The organism is Tardiphaga robiniae (assembly GCF_001618955.1).
Lineage (GTDB): Bacteria > Pseudomonadota > Alphaproteobacteria > Rhizobiales > Xanthobacteraceae > Tardiphaga > Tardiphaga robiniae_A.
Map to the genome: position 1 here is coordinate 108,911 of NZ_LVYV01000045.1, position 14,722 is coordinate 123,632.

Consider the following 14,722-nt stretch of genomic DNA (forward strand, 5'->3'; position numbering starts at 1 on the left):
TTGCGCTGTCAGCCCTGTCAGCGCCATCTCACATGCCCCATCGAAGCTAATTCACGATGGCGCGGTGCGAATCTTTCGATTCGAAGATAACACTGTCGCCTGATCAGCAAAGACAAAAAACGAACACAGTGACAGCTATGAACAGCTTGCGCTCAAACGAATCAGATGCGCATCAATTTCCGACGAATGGTCCGAGCGTTTCGCCGATATCATGGCGGATGACAAGGTCGGCGTGATCGTCCTGCTCGGTCGCCTCATTGTTGATGATGACAAGGCGTGCACCGGCATGTTTCGCCATCATCGGGAATCCCGCTGCGGGCCACACGACGAGCGACGATCCAATCGCAATGAACAGATCGCAGTGCTGCGATAGCTCGGCTGCGCGACGCATCTCATGTTCAGGCATCGCCTGACCGAATGAGATCGTCGCAGTCTTCACAGGCTCGCCGCATGCCGTGCAGTCTGGCGCCTGTCTTTCGGAATCGAATCTGCTCTTCACCCAATCGAGCTCATAGCGCCTCGCGCAACCAATGCAGCGCGCATAGGTCGTATTGCCGTGCAGCTCGATCACAGCGTCAGCCTTGAAGCCGGACGCTTGATGCAGGTTGTCGATGTTTTGGGTGATCACAGCGGGAATCTTGCCGGCCTTGTAGAGCGAGGCGAGCGCACGATGCCCCCGACCAGGCTTGGCCGCGGCGAATGTCTCTTCCATCGCAAAGCGCCGGCGCCAGGCTTCATCCCGCGCATCCTGACTGGCGACAAACTCGTCGAACGGAATTGGCTGGTTACGGCTCCACAAACCACCAGGCGAACGGAAATCGGGAATGCCCGTTTCGGTCGAGATCCCCGCGCCGGTGAACGGCACGATGGTTCTGGCTTCGGCGATCATCTCGCCAAGACGATCCACGCCAGTGCGAAGGTCGGTTGCAATCATTGGAAGGTCCGAGAGGAAGTGATCCGACGACAATGCCGCAGACCGGGATCCGGTGCCATGCCGGGATCAACGCATGTTTTGCTTCGTCGCCACGTTTCCTGGATCTATTTCGCTTTGGCGCGTCCGTTCCTGGCGGGCTTGTCGATCAAAAAGTCTTCCCGCTTGCGGCCGGCGGCGATCTCCTTCGCGAGCCAGCCCGCAACACCGCCGCGCCCGGTCCAGGTCTCTCCCGTTTTGGGATGGCGATACTTCGCCGGAACCTTGATGCCTTTGACGCGGCTGGTTTTGCCGTCGACGCTTCTGATCTGTGCGAGTTGCGCCTGCAATTCGGCACGATGGGCTTGCAGTTGCTTGTCGATATCCTCCCGCAATGCGAGGAGTTCGGGAACCGAAAGAGATTTGATATCAAGGGTTGGCATAAATAAGCTCCGATCAAATACGTCCGCACTCCTTCCCCAAGGCGCGCAAAATATGTGCCAGCGTGCGTCAATTAAATAAAATGTGGGCGGTGTCAAAACACCGCATCTAAATGAAGTATCGGGGCGAAGCTGAAATGCGCTCCGCCCTCAAATAGTCAAATACCGATCTGCGAAATCTTTATGCAGCCCGCGAAACGTCGGTGGAGAGCTCACTCTTCGACAGATCGTCCTTCTTCGGCTTTGCCACAGGCGTTGCCTGAGACTTCTTCACGGACTTGCCGTACTGCGCGAGCTTATCGAGCTCGGCTTCGAGCTCAGCCTGACGTGCAGCAACTTTCTCCGCCAGCTTGTCGGATGCATGATCGCGCAGTGCCGCAAGTTCCTCGATACTCAGTGAGTCCAGATCGATCTTGGCCATGGAAATCTCCGTTTGTTCCGAACTAGCGGTAACATCCATGCGCCGCAAGCGCGGCAGCGAGATCATCCACCGAAGAGATGCAATTCAATTGACGTCGAGCTCGCGCTTCGCAGACAATGCATGCGGGATTGAGGAAACGCGTCATGGCATCCTGGAAAGAAGAGCGTGACCGGCTGGTCGCGCAGACGCTCGCATTCGTACAAGAGGTGGCCGCGGCGCATCCGGTCGCGGTCCAGCGGCTGAACATCTGGCAACCGCCGAGCCACGCACCGTCGCAAGCGCCTGGTTCAACGGAAACCGTCACCTCGCCTGCCATCATGGAAGCAAATCGCTTGATGGCTCCTGCTTTGATTGTACATGCGGCGAACGCGGCAATTGAAACCTCGGAGCGCAGTTCGCAGGACGTCCCTGTTGCAGTTCCAACCAACGTGCCATCTCCTGCCCGGAGAGATCCACTCTATTCGGGCCCATCTGAGCGGGCCGAGATCCTCAAGCGCGTTGCTTCGTTCAAGGCTCGCCAGGCCCAGATGATCCACGAGCGCGACGTCTACTACGAAGCCATGCAGACGCGTATCCGAACAACGCTGCGGAACGATTCCGGGCGCGACCGGTTGTAAAGCCGGAGCAGTTTCCCCGATGCTCTGTTTTCAGAAAGCCCCGTCCTCCCCCGGCGGGGCTTTCGCCGTGCGGGCTTCGACTTGAAAGGCGATCTGTTTGAGGGAGACGACCTGTCGGTCCGGGCTATTTGCCGAGGTGTCGCCGCACGGCGGCAACCGACGAGCCGACCTTTTCGATCGCAGCGTTCAATTCGGTCGGCGAGACACTCAACCGATAGGCCCAATAGTCGCGTTGGGAAGCATCACTGGAATCGATCACCGGCGCCGGCCGGACGCCGCGTTCGGACGCCAGGACGGCGGCGACTGGGACGAGACTGATCATGCTGGCAGGGTAACACGTCGCCCGTACAGCCCAAGCGAGTGCACACTCCAACGTTAACAGGCGATTGATGCAATCTCGGAAAGCCGTCCAGCCAAAGCAAGCCTTGCCGCGAGCGACTACTGAACCACCGAGCCCAGCGAGGCCTGGATCTCATTGAGCGGGATGCACAGCTTCTTGCGGCGCAGGCCGCGAATGGCGCCGGTGACCTTCAAGATCTTGCCGGCGGCACATGACCCGTCCTGGACCAGCGCGCTTTCGTAAGGCGCCAGGATGAGCGGTTCAGCTGTCCGAATGGACTGAGCGGCACATGGTGTGGCCAACGCCACCAGAGAAATTCCGAAAGTCCCCAAAACCCAAAAACGCATGGTCGTCCCCAACGCAGCAAATACGCACCGGTCCAAGGGTAATCGTTCACGCCCTTCAATTTTTGCAGCCGGCTCTCCCGGAGCCGTTACCGCAATTATTGCCCCGGACCACCACGAAACACAAAGCAATTTTCGCGCCGATTTCCGGTTTCAGCATAGGATCAGAGCGTGACCTGCTCGTGACCGCACTCCTTGCAGGTGAAAGACACCCGCGCGACGCCCTTTGGCGCCGAGACCTTGTTCGCCTCGCCGCACTTGCCGCAGGTCGTCATAATCCGTGTGTCGCCCTGCTTCACCACCAGCGCCTTGCGCTCCATAGTCTCGCGGATCAGACGCTCGGCCTCTTCGCGCATTGCCTGCTTGCTCATGCAGCTCTCCTGACAGACGCCGAAGCAAAAGGCCCCGATCGAGCGGCCTTATAGCTGATGACAATGACACTCTCCATCGCGATCAAAATCGGGAGCCCCGGATCGCACCATTCCCCTGCAGAATTTCCGTGCATTCCAATCTGCCGCAGCGAGATCCCGATAGACAGAACGGCTGACCTGAACTAGAACAAATAGAGAACATCATTCGCCAATGTTTTATCGGGACGTCACAGGAATCGCCGGGTTGGCGGGGCATACGCGGCTGGAAAACAGGGAGACTGACATGGATTTGCAGGCACGTATCGAGCTTTGGAAGAGCATCGACCCGGATCCGGAATTCTGCCGCAAGGCCGAACGGGAAATGCTGTTGTTGAGTTGTCAGGACGAAGACTGGGTCTACGCACGGATGCGGGATTTCGAACAGGCCCTCGCTCTGGAGACCACGAACTAGCGGAACCTTTCGACATCTTCGCCGTTACGTCACCGTCGGGAAATCCAACCTCGCCTCATAGCCCTGACGCGAGGTTTTGTTTTGCCGGCGATTCGGCAGAGATGGCCGGTTGAGTTGCGTGAGCGTTGCGCGCTGCGACTTATCCACTGGTCGCCTTGCAAAGATCGGATTGATGCCGCATTCGGCATCGATGCTCTCCTTGGGGAGCGAAACGAAGAGAAGAGAATGAACGAAGAAAGAATTTCAGCGGCACGCGCCGACATGGAACGGCGGGTGGCAGAATTTCGCGAGAAGCAGGCAAAGTTTCAGCGCGAACGTGAAGACTATTATGAGACCACGATCGAAAAGGTACGTGCCACCGACTGGAACGAGTTCGTGACACCACGTCAGGAGCGCCGCGTGCGGCACTAGCTGCGATCTGCGCGCGCAGCGGCGACCAATAAAAAGCCCGCCATTTCTGGCGGGCTTTTTATTGAATGCGAGTCACTGTGTGCAACGCAAAAGGCCCGAAGCAATGCTCCGGGCCTTGATATTGTTCAGCGCCTACCAATAGCCATAGCTGCGATAGTAGCGCGGGCCACCATAGGCATAGGGGCCTGGACCATAGTAGCCGCCATAGTAGGCCGGCCGATAATAGCGCGGTCGGTAATAGCCGTAGTCGGGACCGTAGCCATAATAGCGTGGTCCATAGCCGTACGGTCCGTACGCGCCATAGGCCCCCGCGGCCAGCGCACCTGCGGCAATACCAAAGCCGATTGCGGGACCCGGTCCCCAACCTCTACCCCATCCGCGCGCTTCAGCAGGCGCCGTAATGGCGGTCGTGCCGATGGCTGCGACAGTGGCCAGGATCAATGCTGCCTTTTTCATGTGATATCCTTTCTGTTCACCACTGGCCAAATAACGCCAAGCTTTTTTGTTGGTTTCAGGGCCTGTAAGATTTCACCGCTCGGGTTCCAGACCGGAAGTGCGTCATGATGCCCATTCGCTATCGCCGTGCGCAGCTCGCACGCCAGCTTCAGGCCTTTCACGCGGCGCACCCCGAATTCATCAGAGAGCGCCTTCGCGCTTTCGATGAACACAACGGACGCGACAAGATGATTCCCGTGACGCATCGCAAAATGAAGCCGTCACCCTACACGCGTCGCTTCGCTGCGCTCCCCCGCGACAAGGCGCCGATTAGCTCGGGGTGAAGCCTTAACGCGCCCACATCGCCTTCACGCTTCATTTACCATGAGCGGCCGGTTATCGGAACGGCTCGCAAAGCCGACGCTTTCCTCTCCATGATGTACGCGGTGTCGCACAGCCACGCGTGCGAGTGGTGGAGTAATGGCGATGATTGAACAGATCGCGAAGATCGACAAAGCGCTCGATGAATTACTCGTGGGCCTGGGTCAAATGGTGCTGCGATTGTCGAGTCCGCATGTGACGCGTACGCGCGAGGAACGCGAGGCTCTTGTCCGCTCCGTCAATCAGTTCTCCACCTGCGCAGCCCGCTCCAGCGATCCGCGGGTCCTCAAGCTTGCTGACGACTTGCAGAATACGTTGAAGCCGCGCCTGCGTCTCGTGGCCAGTCGCTGACGACGCTGGGCGTCCCAAAACATTTGCGCGGCAACGACGCAGGAACGTTTCTCCCTTTTACCTGTTGGCCAGACATAACCAAAAGGGAGGCTCTACATGCCCATCGAAGCAAGTGAACAAGGTAACCTGATTGGCAGCGACAAGGTCGAAGGTACCGCAGTGTTCGGCGCCGACGACCAGAAAATCGGTTCAATCGAGCGCGTGATGATCGACAAGAAGAGCGGCAGGGTGTCTTACGCCGTACTTAGCTTCGGCGGCTTTCTCGGCATCGGCGATGATCACTATCCCCTGCCCTGGCAGTCGCTGAAATATGACACCGCACTTGGCGGCTATCGCACCGGCGTCACGCAACAGCAGCTCGAGAATGCGCCGAAATACAGCAACGACAATAGCTGGAACTGGGCTGATACATCGCGGGCCCGCGCGGTGAATGACTATTACGGCGTTCCCATGGGCATCTGACGCCCGGGATATACCACACAGCAGAACGGCACCCGATCGGGTGCCGTTCTTGTTAGCCCACTTTGACAGATGCGTTGCTTCTAATGCGCCAGTTCCTTACGCACTGCCGCAGCCGCATTGCCAACTTTCTCCACCGCCGCCTGCAGCTGCTCACGGGAAACGCCGAGCTGATGGGTCCAGTATTTCACCTCATGCGCCTCGTGCATGTTGATCTTGCTGCGATCCGGCTGACCCTTGTTCTTCCGGTCGTCCATCGTCGTCGGCCTCTTCAATCAACTGGTTGATGGCGAGCTGCTCGCCGGCGTCTATGCCGTCTGGTGAGTGCAAAACATGCACGACTGTGACTTGTTCCGGGCGCCGCTCACCTGCCCCACAAGCAATCATTCAAATGCCGGAGATTCCGCCAACCCGGCTTTAACTGCACTTCCAGAGCACGGAGAACCTAGTCGCGCCCGCGGCATTATGGGGAGATGACGTCCACAGCTCTTGTCGTTCAAGCCGTCGAACTGAGGCCGAACCCGCCGCCTTACGGCCGGCTGTCATTGCGCACGGGGGCATGGGACCAGTTGCAGGCGAAACGGGCCTATGACGACCATCACGAGCCGCCGGAGGCGCCGGTCGAGCTCGACAAGAAGGTCTGAGGTAGCCACCTGTCTGGCGGCGATCCGCGCTCTATTGCGAAACGCCTCCACCGAAGCCGATGCTCCCGCCGATCCTGACGCAGGTCAACGTCCCCTCAACCTGCACGAAGCCGGCGCCGTATTGCGCACAGGGATCTGGTTTTCGCGGTGCTGGCTTCATGCTCTGCTTCGTTGCCGCCGGCTTCTTCGACGCCGCAGCGAAGGCCTGCAGCGGGATGACAGCGATCAGCAGTCCAACAACGACAATTCTCATGACCTTCCCCCGCCGCTCTTACGCGACCGTATAGCTGGAACGAACGCCGCAGTGCGGTGTTTCCATGGCATGGGATCGAGAGAAGAAGATAATGGCGTATTCCTGCTCATCGCGGTTGCGTTTGTCTGCGGAATGATCGCCTTCGTACCGTGGCTCCTCGAGCCGACACCCGCTGTTGCAAGCAAAAGCGGCCAGCGTGTCGCCTATGAGCGACCTGCGTCGCAAGAGCCCGTACGCGTGATCGTGCCCTTCACCCCGAACACCACGCCAAGCCAGCGTTGATGCTTTGCTTTTCTAGTTGGCAGCCACAGGCTGGCCGGCGGTGCGAGTGAGCTTGTCAGCTTTCAGCAGGACATGGTCCGTTGCCGGCTGCGGCCGCGCAAAGAAGCTCACAGCGACAAAGGCTGCGCAGAACAAAAATCCTACCAGCATCACTCGTCGATGCGTCGGCTTGTCGGCATTGTGAAACGAAGCGGACATGGTCACTCCCTCGATGGGAAATGAATAGCTCACTCTTATTTCAGCGCAATCATACTCTGGTTTTAACCTAACCGATGAAGGTTACTTAGCTGAGCGGATTTTAACGAAGCCGTTGTGGACTGTTAATTTTCGGCGCTCCCGCGATCAAACTAAACTACAGAACCGCATCGTGAAACGACCCTACCCGGTTCGCTACTTCCTCGGCGTGTTACTTCTTGTCGAGGTTGTCCTGCGAGATCGGCGGAGCGCACGTCTTCTTCGCATACTTCTCAGCGAGTTCGAATATTTCGCGACGGCGCTCCGGCTCGTTAATGGTGAGGTAAGTCACAACCATCTTTAAGGCCTCCTCGTCCGAAGCCCTTCCAAACCGCCACACGAGTAACACTCCCAAGTTGTACAGAAAGGTTTCGGAACCTTTTCCCTGTACGTTGAATTGAATGCTCATCAATATACGTAATATTACGATCAGTTGGCCAATAAGTTCCGGGAGCGGTGATGATTGTCGGGCGGCCCATCTCGGAGATCTGCAGGGAGCTCGCCATTTCGGCGCAGGCGAGCCATCAGACAGTCCTCGCACAGATCCTGCGGATGGCTTCGCTCGAAGCCGCCCAGAGCGGCGTGCGTTATCATGACGGCGACTCCAGCATCCAGGATCGATTGGTCGGCACCTGGGACTGGGACATCGCCAATGACCGCGTCTATGCAGACAGCAAATTCGCCCGCCTGTTCGGCGTCAATGCGGATTTGGCCTCGCGGGGCACGCCGTTGCAAGACTGGCTGGATGCCATTCATCCGGACGACATCGATGACGTCACCGCCGCTATCAATCGCTCACTGACGACCGGTCAGGTGTTCTCCCGCGAATATCGCGTCGTCTCTCACGGCGACACGCATTGGGTCTATGCGCGCGGCAAGTGCACGCTCGATTCGTCGGGCAAGGCGGTTCGGTTTCCCGGCGCCATCGTAGACATTACGCGGGAGAAGATCGATGACCATCATTTCAGCATCGTCCCGACCTAGTCCCGTACGGTTCGAGATTACCCTTTACGGCAGCGTTGCCGATAAAATGCTGCGGTCACGGCTTAATACATCGTCACCGGGAACGTAGCCTTGCGCTGCCGGTTATGCCCGCATGGCAAGGAAATTTTTTAGCGTCGTCGTCGTTCGCTCCGTCGAGGAATCCGTGGAGATCGTCGTGGAGGCCAAGAGCGCCGATGACGCCCATGTGGCGGCCATTCGGCATTTGCAAAAAAGCGGTGACGAATATGCGTGGGAGAAGCCGCGCAAGGATTTGACCGTCTGGCACAAGCGGGAAATCGATACGCCCGCCATCGTGGATGTCAGCGCCTGAGGGCAACGCTCTTCACAATTCAGATGGTGCGCCCTCTTTCTCAAGACGACATCTGCCATTTGTCTTGTTTAGCTGCTATGGCAAACGCTGCTGCCCTAGAGGTTGCACGCTTGTGTCGATCCCATGGAGACAATCCCAATGCGCTACCTTCACACCATGCTGCGCGTCAGCAATCTGGATGCAGCCCTGAAATTCTATGCCAATGCGCTCGGGCTCAAGGAAGTCCGCCGGGTCGACAACGACAAGGCGAAATTCACTCTGGTGTTCTTGTGCGCCGCCGAAGACGAGGCGCTGCTCGCCAACACCAAGGGACGCGGCGCGCCGCTGGTCGAACTCACTTACAACTGGGACGAAGAGAAATATGGCGAGGATCGCTATTTCGGCCATCTCGCTTATGAGGTCGACGACATCTACGCGACCTGCGACCGGTTGATGAAGCTCGGCATCACCATCAATCGTCCGCCGCGCGATGGCCAGATGGCCTTCGTGCGTTCGCCCGATCTACATTCCATCGAGCTGCTGCAGAAGGGCGACGCGCTGCCGCCGCAAGAGCCGTGGTCGTCCATGCCCAACACCGGACATTGGTAACTCACAAAACGTATCGCTGCAGGTGCAGCGGTGGAACGCCATGAGCAGTGCCGCGTTGTCAATGCGAAACTGATTTCATGGAGGCTGAGACGATGGGACGTGGAATTCTACTCTGGCTGCTGGGTGTGCCGATTCCGGTGATCATTCTGTTGTGGCTCTTCTTCGGTCGCTGACGCCTCCCAAGCTGAACCAATCAACAGGCCTCGCTCACGCGAGGCCTGTTTTGTTTGCGGGCTCGCTCCTTTGTGAGAGGTCGGCGCGAGACCGGCCTTGCGATGGCGGCGCGTTGCTGGCTAAACCTGCGGCGCTTATTCGCCAGCGAGGTTCATCGTGCCACAGACTCCCACTCCGTCCCTGCAGATCTGGGGCCGCGCCAATTCGGTCAATGTGCAAAAGGTTCTGTGGTGCTGCCATGAGCTCGAGGTCGCCTATGATCGCATCGATGCCGGCATGCAATTTGGCCGCAACGGCGAGGCCGACTATCTGGCGATGAATCCCAACGGCCGCGTGCCCACATTGGTGCAAGGCGATTTCGTTTTGTGGGAATCCAATTCCATCATGCGCTATATCGCCCTGGCCTATGGCGCTGCATCGACGCTCTATCCATCCGCCCCCAAGGTGCGCGCCGGGATGGAGCGCTGGCTCGATTGGACGCTGACGACATTGCAACCGGCCGAGCGCCCGTTGTTCTGGGGACTGGTGCGGACGCCCGTCGCCGACCGCGACATGGCCGCGCTGCAGAAAGCCGCGGACGCCAATGCAGCGCTGTGGGAAATGGTCGACCGGCAGCTCTCCCGTCAGACCTGGATAGAAGGTGACGATTTCAGCCTCGCCGATATCGCCACCGGTTGCTACGCGCGGCGCTGGTTCGGCGTCGAGGGTGTCATCCGCCCTGCACTTCCGCATCTGCAACGCTGGTATCAGGCAATTTCGGCACGGCCGGGCTTCCAGACCTATGTCGCGCCGCCGCTCTCCTGAGCGCAGGCGTTCGCTTGAACGTTAGTTCAACGAACGTTCGAGCAGCAGGATGCCCATGATCACCACCAGCGTGATCGCGGCCACGACCAGGCGCATGGTCCAGTTCATGCCGCGGCCGATCCACCACAGCAGCGCGCAGCCCATCAATACGGGAATGACGATATCGGGGCGCACGATCGTGGGGCCCTACGCGATGAAGCGAACGCCCAGCGTCTTGCCGCGGCGCCAGACCACTTCACACATACGCCCGGTGCGTGCGTCGCGCGAGAAGGCCAGCTTCATCTTGTTGGGGACCGACGTGGGATCGTCGACGACGACTTTCGCGCCGGAAGTCGAGAGATCCAGCACATTGCATTGCCGGGCCGCGAATCCACCGTCCAGCGTGATCCATGCGGCCTGGTGTACGGACCGGCGTGTGTCGCGTTTTTTCGTCACTGCCATCGCATTACTCCACGCCCCCGGGAGAGAGCCTTAAGCCTGCATGCTTTAAGAACCGTTGAGAGGTGCAAGAGTTCGAAATGTCCTGTGCACAAGGTCCGTGCGCCGCGCATGGGGATCATCCACCTGATCCCTCACCGCCCACTTGCCGACCCGAACAAACGTCACTATACGTTCGGCCGCTGGCACCAAACTGATTTGCTTTCGGTCGGTGCCGCCCGCGATAGATCAGCCCTAAAGCTTTGATGTTGCGGCGATTTTAGAAATAGCCGTGCAGAACCGCGGTATCCTTGGCCTGATTTCGGGCCGCTGGATCGGCCGGGGTTTTTTGCTCCCTTCGTCTATCGGTTAGGACGCCACCCTTTCACGGTGGAGAGAGCGGTTCGATTCCGCTAGGGAGCGCCATTCGCGCACTGCCCTGGGTCAGGCCACGTTATTGCCACCCGAGCCTTATTTTCGTTGAACTTGGCCGCGAACCTCCCGAAATTCACGCGTTCTGGATGGTTTTGTCGCGGATTGGAACGATCACACGCCATAGGACTTCGAGCTTCATGGTCGAAATCATGCCGAGCGCTTCCCAGCACAGTTACGCGTCCGAACCCAGTCACACCTGGCGCATTAGCCAGCAGCCGATCATGGTTGCGGCTGCGGCCCTGTTTCTGGTCGTGATCGGCATCGGCGGCATCTTCACGTGGCGCAGCTATAGCGGCGCAACGCCGGAGCCGGAGCGGCTCACCGCATCACGCCTGCAACAGGCCCGTGTGGCGCAAGCGTCCGAACAGCTGATCGAAAAGACGAAGGGCATCGAGGCCACGCAGCAGCAGTCGATTGATCAGCTCCAGGTCGTGCAGGATCAGTTGCAGACCATGCAGCGTCTGATGACAGCGCAGCAGAACGAAGCGCGCAAGCTCAACGAACAGGTCGGCGCTCTCACCTCGACGCTCGACACTCTCCGGCAGTCCTTTGCCAGCACCTCGGCGACTGACGACAAGCCTGCCGCGCGTGAGCAACCGCGCCGCTCACGATCCCGCACAGCCGCCAGCAAGGGCCGCACGAAGATGAAGATTGTTGTGCAGCGCAAGCGCCCGGGCGCGCGCGGCTAAGGCCTCTCGGTCGATTGATCCCGTGCACATGCGAAGCGCTTGTGCTGTTGATATCACCGCGCCTAGTCTGTCTGGCCGAACGCAATCTGCACTGCTCAAGGTGCGAGATCATGCGATCCCGGCAGGGAGCGAGACATGAAGCATGACGGCGGCGATCACCTTCACGCGCACGACAGCGCGATGACCGAGAAATACGGCAGCACCACACTGGCAACACTCCGCAAGATCTACGGCAAGTTCTTCGCAGCCGGGCACCCCGACACGCTCACCCTCAGTGAAGTGCTGCCGAAGCTCAACGACACGTCGCTCAGTCAGCTCCGCCGCGATCACGACACCGGACATCTCAAGAAGAAGATCTCGAAGGCGGCGTGATGCGACGCGTTGGCGCTGTGGCTAGAACGCCTTGCGCAGCAACATCACGGTCAGAACGATCACGACGACTGGCGCTCCAAATGCCACCGGCAGCAGCCACGGACTGTCGGCGTCGATGAGTGTGCCGGGAATGACGCCGATCAAGGCATGATCGACGATCCAGACCATTGCGGACACGATACTGGCGGTTTCGAACTTCAGACGCGGCATGCCGGCGATGCCCGCGACGCTGGTGACCAGCGCGCGCGCCGGCCCGATATGATAACCGACCATGATCGCTGCGATGCCGTAGCGCTCGAATAGCCCACGCACCCGCGCCACCAGTTGCTGACGCGATTGGAGCATCCGCATCTCCAGCAGCCTCGGCCCGTACCGTTTGCCGAGCTCATAGGACATGCTCATGCCGAGCACCGCGCCGCCGATGGCCCAGAGGACGAAAGTCCAGGACACCACGCCGGCGCCGATCAGCACCCCCGTCGCCGTCACGATGGCCGCAGCCGGAACGACGAAACTGGAGCCGACCAGACATCCGAAGAAGGCGATGACGAAACCGAGCGGTCCAGCCAAATCGGCTTGCGCCGCGATCAGCGCCGAGATTTTCTGAATAATGTCCATCAGGGTGGGATTCCGACCGGCACGCTGTGTTCAGGCTGTGTTTCGTCCATCACCAGCAATGAAACAAAACCGCGGTCGAAGAAACCGTTTCCTCGCCTCCGCGCAAACCGCCTGAAGCGAACGCCCTCTATCCCATCGCTCCAACGACGCGCCGATCGGCGCACGGATGGACACAAGATCGAGGGACACACGATGACATTCACCACCGCGAAGCTCGCCGCCGCCACCGTTCTTGCATTCGGCATGCTGACCACCGTCTGCCACGCCTACAGCGCCGAACAGGAACAGCTTTGCACGGGCGATGCGATGCGACTGTGCAGTTCGGAAATCCCGGATGTCGATCGCGTCACGGCTTGCATGATCCGCAACAAGTCTCAGCTAAGCGATGGCTGCAAGTCGGTCTTTGCGCCTGCCTCGGCCTATCAGCCGGCATCGCTACGGACCACGAAGCCGGTCAATCTGGTGCCGGCCCGGATTCGCTGACGCCTAGCGCCGACGCGCGACCGCGACGCCGAGCAGAAAAGCAACCAGCAGCGACCCCAGCGGCGCTTCCCGCGCAACATTGGCCAGGATGCTCAACGGCATCCCTGGCTTCTTGCCTGACTCGATGGCACCGCCGATACGGTGCGCGGTCTCGGTCACCGCCTCTTTCACATCCGTGATCGTTTCGGTGATTGTCGACCTGGCCTCAGGCACGGGTTCGACGCCTTCGTAGATGTAGGGCGGTGTCTTTGCGTCGTCGGCCATGGTCATTTCCCGTGCGGCATGAGCTGTGTCAGCCCAATCGACCGAACACTGATTGGTTCCGGCCCTGGCCCTGGCCCGCCAGCTTCTCTTTTGTCGCAGGCGGCTCCCCCAAGAGTCACTCTTTCCGGTCTGCTCGCCCGTCTATAATTAAGTTCCATGAACCTGCTCGAATCGCTCCCCACCGTGATCGGTATCGCTGCCGTCGCACCTGCTCTGCTGGTGCTGTGGCTGGTGATTGCTGCCGATGAACGGCCGGGACCGCCCGGGCTGGTCTGGGCGTCATTCCTGCTGGGGGCCGCCAGCATCTCCCTGCTCGGCTATGCCCGCGCGCTGTTCGCGGCAATTCCGGGTCTTACGGACAATCCGACCCTGGCCATGGTGCTCCACGCCGTGTTTGGCGTCGCCGCGCCGGAGGAGATCGTGAAGATCTTCGTCATCATCGCGGTGTCCACCCAACGCGCCCGCACGGCCGATCCAATGGACACTGTGGTTTATGGCGCCGCGGCAGGACTGGGCTTCGCGGCTTACGAGAATCTCGTCTATCTGCTGCAATATCCCGACATGTGGCGCACGCTGGCGGTACTGCGCAGCGTCCTGACCGTGCCGTTTCACGGCGCGCTCGGCATCATCGCCGGCGCCTATATCGCCATCACCCGCTCCGGCCGCGCGCTCGGCGCCCATCGCCGCGATGGGTGGGCCTTCATTCGCACGCCCATGCTGATCGTTCTGGCGCCGGTGACGCTGCATGCCTGTTTCGATCTTCCTTTGCTGACGCTGCAGCGGCATCCGGAAATCGTCGGCATGATGCGCCGCGTGCTGGAAGCCGCCGGCGTAGTGGTCGGATTCGGCACTATTGCGCTGGCGGCGCGGCTGGTCCGGCGGATTGGCGCGCATCATGCACCGCATACGGAGGTGTCACGCGAGCGGCTCAGCCAGTTGCGCGGCATGTGGGCACTGCTGGTTGCCGGCGGCGGCGCGGGCTTTGCCGGCAGTGCCTTTTTACTGACTTCGATTCATCACTGGTTTACGAACCCGGCGCGCAACGTCACCATGGTGCTGATCCCGCTCGGTCTGGCATCGATCGCCATCGGGGCCGTGCTGCTGGTGCTGACGACGACGGCCTATATCCTCGGCCGCAACCGCATGCGCACGGCCGCGCCAGCGCAGTCGTAACGTTCAAGAGCGCGCGCGACATTCGAGCTATTCCCGATCAACAAACTTG

General features: G+C 59.8%; 30 protein-coding genes and 1 tRNA gene. 15 read left to right on the forward strand and 16 right to left on the reverse strand.

The window, feature by feature from the left end; all coding sequences use genetic code 11:
• Nucleotides 1-172: 172 nt before the first annotated feature.
• The 3 genes from A4A58_RS22970 to A4A58_RS22980 form a co-directional block, all read right to left on the reverse strand.
• On the reverse strand, nucleotides 173-934 hold the full coding sequence (locus tag A4A58_RS22970) for an SIR2 family NAD-dependent protein deacylase (protein WP_068736499.1): 762 nt from the start codon (nucleotides 932-934) through the stop codon (nucleotides 173-175).
• Between the two features lie 104 nt (nucleotides 935-1,038).
• Nucleotides 1,039-1,449 carry an H-NS family nucleoid-associated regulatory protein gene (locus A4A58_RS22975; RefSeq protein WP_204378198.1) on the reverse strand — a complete coding sequence of 137 codons (411 nt, stop codon included), beginning with the start codon at nucleotides 1,447-1,449 and terminating at the stop codon, nucleotides 1,039-1,041.
• Between the two features lie 82 nt (nucleotides 1,450-1,531).
• On the reverse strand, nucleotides 1,532-1,771 hold the full coding sequence (locus A4A58_RS22980; protein ID WP_068736896.1) for a hypothetical protein: 240 nt from the start codon (nucleotides 1,769-1,771) through the stop codon (nucleotides 1,532-1,534).
• 143 nt (nucleotides 1,772-1,914) lie between these two features.
• Between A4A58_RS22980 and A4A58_RS22985 the strand changes: the two genes are divergently transcribed.
• Nucleotides 1,915-2,388 carry a hypothetical protein gene (locus A4A58_RS22985; protein ID WP_068736503.1) on the forward strand — a complete coding sequence of 158 codons (474 nt, stop codon included), beginning with the start codon at nucleotides 1,915-1,917 and terminating at the stop codon, nucleotides 2,386-2,388.
• A 124-nt stretch (nucleotides 2,389-2,512) separates the two neighbouring features.
• On the opposite strand, the gene A4A58_RS22990 is transcribed toward A4A58_RS22985, so the two are convergent.
• The 3 genes from A4A58_RS22990 to A4A58_RS23000 all read right to left on the reverse strand — a co-directional run bounded on the left by A4A58_RS22990 (nucleotide 2,513) and on the right by A4A58_RS23000 (nucleotide 3,443).
• The gene (locus A4A58_RS22990; RefSeq protein ID WP_068736505.1) at nucleotides 2,513-2,710 is read right to left on the reverse strand and encodes a DUF3606 domain-containing protein; all 198 of its coding nucleotides are present in this window, start codon (nucleotides 2,708-2,710) and stop codon (nucleotides 2,513-2,515) included.
• Nucleotides 2,711-2,826: 116 nt separating this feature from the next.
• Complete coding sequence (locus A4A58_RS22995; protein WP_068736508.1) at nucleotides 2,827-3,075, reverse strand: DUF6719 family protein; 249 nt, start codon at nucleotides 3,073-3,075, stop codon at nucleotides 2,827-2,829.
• Between the two features lie 161 nt (nucleotides 3,076-3,236).
• Nucleotides 3,237-3,443 carry a hypothetical protein gene (locus tag A4A58_RS23000; protein WP_068736510.1) on the reverse strand — a complete coding sequence of 69 codons (207 nt, stop codon included), beginning with the start codon at nucleotides 3,441-3,443 and terminating at the stop codon, nucleotides 3,237-3,239.
• 283 nt (nucleotides 3,444-3,726) lie between these two features.
• Here A4A58_RS23000 and A4A58_RS30905 point away from each other — a divergent pair, with 283 nt between their 5' ends.
• Both A4A58_RS30905 and A4A58_RS30455 read left to right on the forward strand, forming a co-directional pair.
• The gene (locus tag A4A58_RS30905) at nucleotides 3,727-3,894 is read left to right on the forward strand and encodes a hypothetical protein (RefSeq protein ID WP_158005728.1); all 168 of its coding nucleotides are present in this window, start codon (nucleotides 3,727-3,729) and stop codon (nucleotides 3,892-3,894) included.
• A gap of 225 nt (nucleotides 3,895-4,119) precedes the next feature.
• Complete coding sequence (locus A4A58_RS30455) at nucleotides 4,120-4,305, forward strand: hypothetical protein (protein ID WP_139069921.1); 186 nt, start codon at nucleotides 4,120-4,122, stop codon at nucleotides 4,303-4,305.
• Nucleotides 4,306-4,437: 132 nt separating this feature from the next.
• On the opposite strand, the gene A4A58_RS23010 is transcribed toward A4A58_RS30455, so the two are convergent.
• Nucleotides 4,438-4,761 carry a hypothetical protein gene (locus A4A58_RS23010; protein ID WP_068736515.1) on the reverse strand — a complete coding sequence of 108 codons (324 nt, stop codon included), beginning with the start codon at nucleotides 4,759-4,761 and terminating at the stop codon, nucleotides 4,438-4,440.
• Nucleotides 4,758-4,973: a hypothetical protein gene (locus tag A4A58_RS30460; protein WP_139069922.1), complete on the reverse strand. Its 216-nt coding sequence runs from the start codon at nucleotides 4,971-4,973 to the stop codon at nucleotides 4,758-4,760. Before A4A58_RS30460 ends, A4A58_RS23010 begins: the two co-directional genes overlap by 4 nt.
• 247 nt (nucleotides 4,974-5,220) lie before the next feature.
• Here A4A58_RS30460 and A4A58_RS23020 point away from each other — a divergent pair, with 247 nt between their 5' ends.
• Nucleotides 5,221-5,472 carry a hypothetical protein gene (locus tag A4A58_RS23020; protein ID WP_349509588.1) on the forward strand — a complete coding sequence of 84 codons (252 nt, stop codon included), beginning with the start codon at nucleotides 5,221-5,223 and terminating at the stop codon, nucleotides 5,470-5,472.
• Between the two features lie 96 nt (nucleotides 5,473-5,568).
• On the forward strand, nucleotides 5,569-5,934 hold the full coding sequence (locus A4A58_RS23025; protein ID WP_068736518.1) for a PRC-barrel domain-containing protein: 366 nt from the start codon (nucleotides 5,569-5,571) through the stop codon (nucleotides 5,932-5,934).
• 80 nt (nucleotides 5,935-6,014) lie between these two features.
• Here the strand turns inward: A4A58_RS23025 and A4A58_RS29810 are convergent, their stop codons facing one another.
• Complete coding sequence (locus A4A58_RS29810) at nucleotides 6,015-6,188, reverse strand: DUF3606 domain-containing protein (protein ID WP_081422012.1); 174 nt, start codon at nucleotides 6,186-6,188, stop codon at nucleotides 6,015-6,017.
• Nucleotides 6,189-6,404: 216 nt separating this feature from the next.
• Here A4A58_RS29810 and A4A58_RS30910 point away from each other — a divergent pair, with 216 nt between their 5' ends.
• Nucleotides 6,405-6,575, forward strand: a complete 171-nt coding sequence (locus A4A58_RS30910) for a hypothetical protein (protein ID WP_158005730.1) — start codon at nucleotides 6,405-6,407, stop codon at nucleotides 6,573-6,575.
• Between the two features lie 31 nt (nucleotides 6,576-6,606).
• Here the strand turns inward: A4A58_RS30910 and A4A58_RS23030 are convergent, their stop codons facing one another.
• The 3 genes from A4A58_RS23030 to A4A58_RS31690 all read right to left on the reverse strand — a co-directional run bounded on the left by A4A58_RS23030 (nucleotide 6,607) and on the right by A4A58_RS31690 (nucleotide 7,642).
• A complete protein-coding gene (locus tag A4A58_RS23030; RefSeq protein WP_068736520.1) occupies nucleotides 6,607-6,828 on the reverse strand; it encodes a hypothetical protein in 222 nt (73 codons plus the stop codon).
• Nucleotides 6,829-7,122: 294 nt separating this feature from the next.
• Nucleotides 7,123-7,308, reverse strand: coding sequence for a hypothetical protein (locus tag A4A58_RS23035; RefSeq protein WP_116662218.1), 186 nt, complete (start codon nucleotides 7,306-7,308; stop codon nucleotides 7,123-7,125).
• Between the two features lie 208 nt (nucleotides 7,309-7,516).
• Nucleotides 7,517-7,642 (reverse strand): hypothetical protein, encoded by a 126-nt coding sequence (locus A4A58_RS31690; protein WP_283804905.1) that lies wholly within the window; start codon nucleotides 7,640-7,642, stop codon nucleotides 7,517-7,519.
• Nucleotides 7,643-7,803: 161 nt separating this feature from the next.
• Here A4A58_RS31690 and A4A58_RS23045 point away from each other — a divergent pair, with 161 nt between their 5' ends.
• From A4A58_RS23045 to A4A58_RS23060, 4 genes are all read left to right on the forward strand, one after another.
• Nucleotides 7,804-8,328, forward strand: a complete 525-nt coding sequence (locus tag A4A58_RS23045; protein ID WP_068736524.1) for a PAS domain-containing protein — start codon at nucleotides 7,804-7,806, stop codon at nucleotides 8,326-8,328.
• A 163-nt stretch (nucleotides 8,329-8,491) separates the two neighbouring features.
• On the forward strand, nucleotides 8,492-8,659 hold the full coding sequence (locus A4A58_RS23050; protein WP_244499837.1) for a hypothetical protein: 168 nt from the start codon (nucleotides 8,492-8,494) through the stop codon (nucleotides 8,657-8,659).
• 138 nt (nucleotides 8,660-8,797) lie between these two features.
• The gene (locus tag A4A58_RS23055; protein ID WP_068736531.1) at nucleotides 8,798-9,247 is read left to right on the forward strand and encodes a VOC family protein; all 450 of its coding nucleotides are present in this window, start codon (nucleotides 8,798-8,800) and stop codon (nucleotides 9,245-9,247) included.
• 330 nt (nucleotides 9,248-9,577) lie between these two features.
• Nucleotides 9,578-10,225, forward strand: coding sequence for a glutathione S-transferase family protein (locus tag A4A58_RS23060; protein WP_068736532.1), 648 nt, complete (start codon nucleotides 9,578-9,580; stop codon nucleotides 10,223-10,225).
• A 21-nt stretch (nucleotides 10,226-10,246) separates the two neighbouring features.
• On the opposite strand, the gene A4A58_RS30915 is transcribed toward A4A58_RS23060, so the two are convergent.
• Complete coding sequence (locus A4A58_RS30915; RefSeq protein ID WP_158005731.1) at nucleotides 10,247-10,399, reverse strand: hypothetical protein; 153 nt, start codon at nucleotides 10,397-10,399, stop codon at nucleotides 10,247-10,249.
• Nucleotides 10,400-10,411: 12 nt separating this feature from the next.
• Nucleotides 10,412-10,666: a PilZ domain-containing protein gene (locus A4A58_RS23065; protein ID WP_068736534.1), complete on the reverse strand. Its 255-nt coding sequence runs from the start codon at nucleotides 10,664-10,666 to the stop codon at nucleotides 10,412-10,414.
• 327 nt (nucleotides 10,667-10,993) lie between these two features.
• Between A4A58_RS23065 and A4A58_RS23070 the strand changes: the two genes are divergently transcribed.
• From A4A58_RS23070 to A4A58_RS23080, 3 genes are all read left to right on the forward strand, one after another.
• Nucleotides 10,994-11,068: transfer RNA gene (locus tag A4A58_RS23070), tRNA-Glu, on the forward strand.
• Nucleotides 11,069-11,226: 158 nt separating this feature from the next.
• Nucleotides 11,227-11,766, forward strand: coding sequence for a hypothetical protein (locus A4A58_RS23075; RefSeq protein WP_086937133.1), 540 nt, complete (start codon nucleotides 11,227-11,229; stop codon nucleotides 11,764-11,766).
• Nucleotides 11,767-11,901: 135 nt separating this feature from the next.
• Complete coding sequence (locus A4A58_RS23080) at nucleotides 11,902-12,138, forward strand: hypothetical protein (RefSeq protein WP_068736536.1); 237 nt, start codon at nucleotides 11,902-11,904, stop codon at nucleotides 12,136-12,138.
• 21 nt (nucleotides 12,139-12,159) lie between these two features.
• On the opposite strand, the gene A4A58_RS23085 is transcribed toward A4A58_RS23080, so the two are convergent.
• Nucleotides 12,160-12,753, reverse strand: coding sequence for a DedA family protein (locus A4A58_RS23085; protein WP_068736537.1), 594 nt, complete (start codon nucleotides 12,751-12,753; stop codon nucleotides 12,160-12,162).
• Between the two features lie 192 nt (nucleotides 12,754-12,945).
• Between A4A58_RS23085 and A4A58_RS23090 the strand changes: the two genes are divergently transcribed.
• Complete coding sequence (locus A4A58_RS23090) at nucleotides 12,946-13,236, forward strand: hypothetical protein (RefSeq protein WP_175368942.1); 291 nt, start codon at nucleotides 12,946-12,948, stop codon at nucleotides 13,234-13,236.
• A gap of 3 nt (nucleotides 13,237-13,239) precedes the next feature.
• On the opposite strand, the gene A4A58_RS23095 is transcribed toward A4A58_RS23090, so the two are convergent.
• Nucleotides 13,240-13,500 carry a hypothetical protein gene (locus A4A58_RS23095; RefSeq protein WP_068736902.1) on the reverse strand — a complete coding sequence of 87 codons (261 nt, stop codon included), beginning with the start codon at nucleotides 13,498-13,500 and terminating at the stop codon, nucleotides 13,240-13,242.
• 156 nt (nucleotides 13,501-13,656) lie between these two features.
• Between A4A58_RS23095 and A4A58_RS23100 the strand changes: the two genes are divergently transcribed.
• Nucleotides 13,657-14,673, forward strand: a complete 1,017-nt coding sequence (locus A4A58_RS23100) for a PrsW family glutamic-type intramembrane protease (RefSeq protein ID WP_068736540.1) — start codon at nucleotides 13,657-13,659, stop codon at nucleotides 14,671-14,673.
• Nucleotides 14,674-14,722 lie beyond the last annotated feature (49 nt).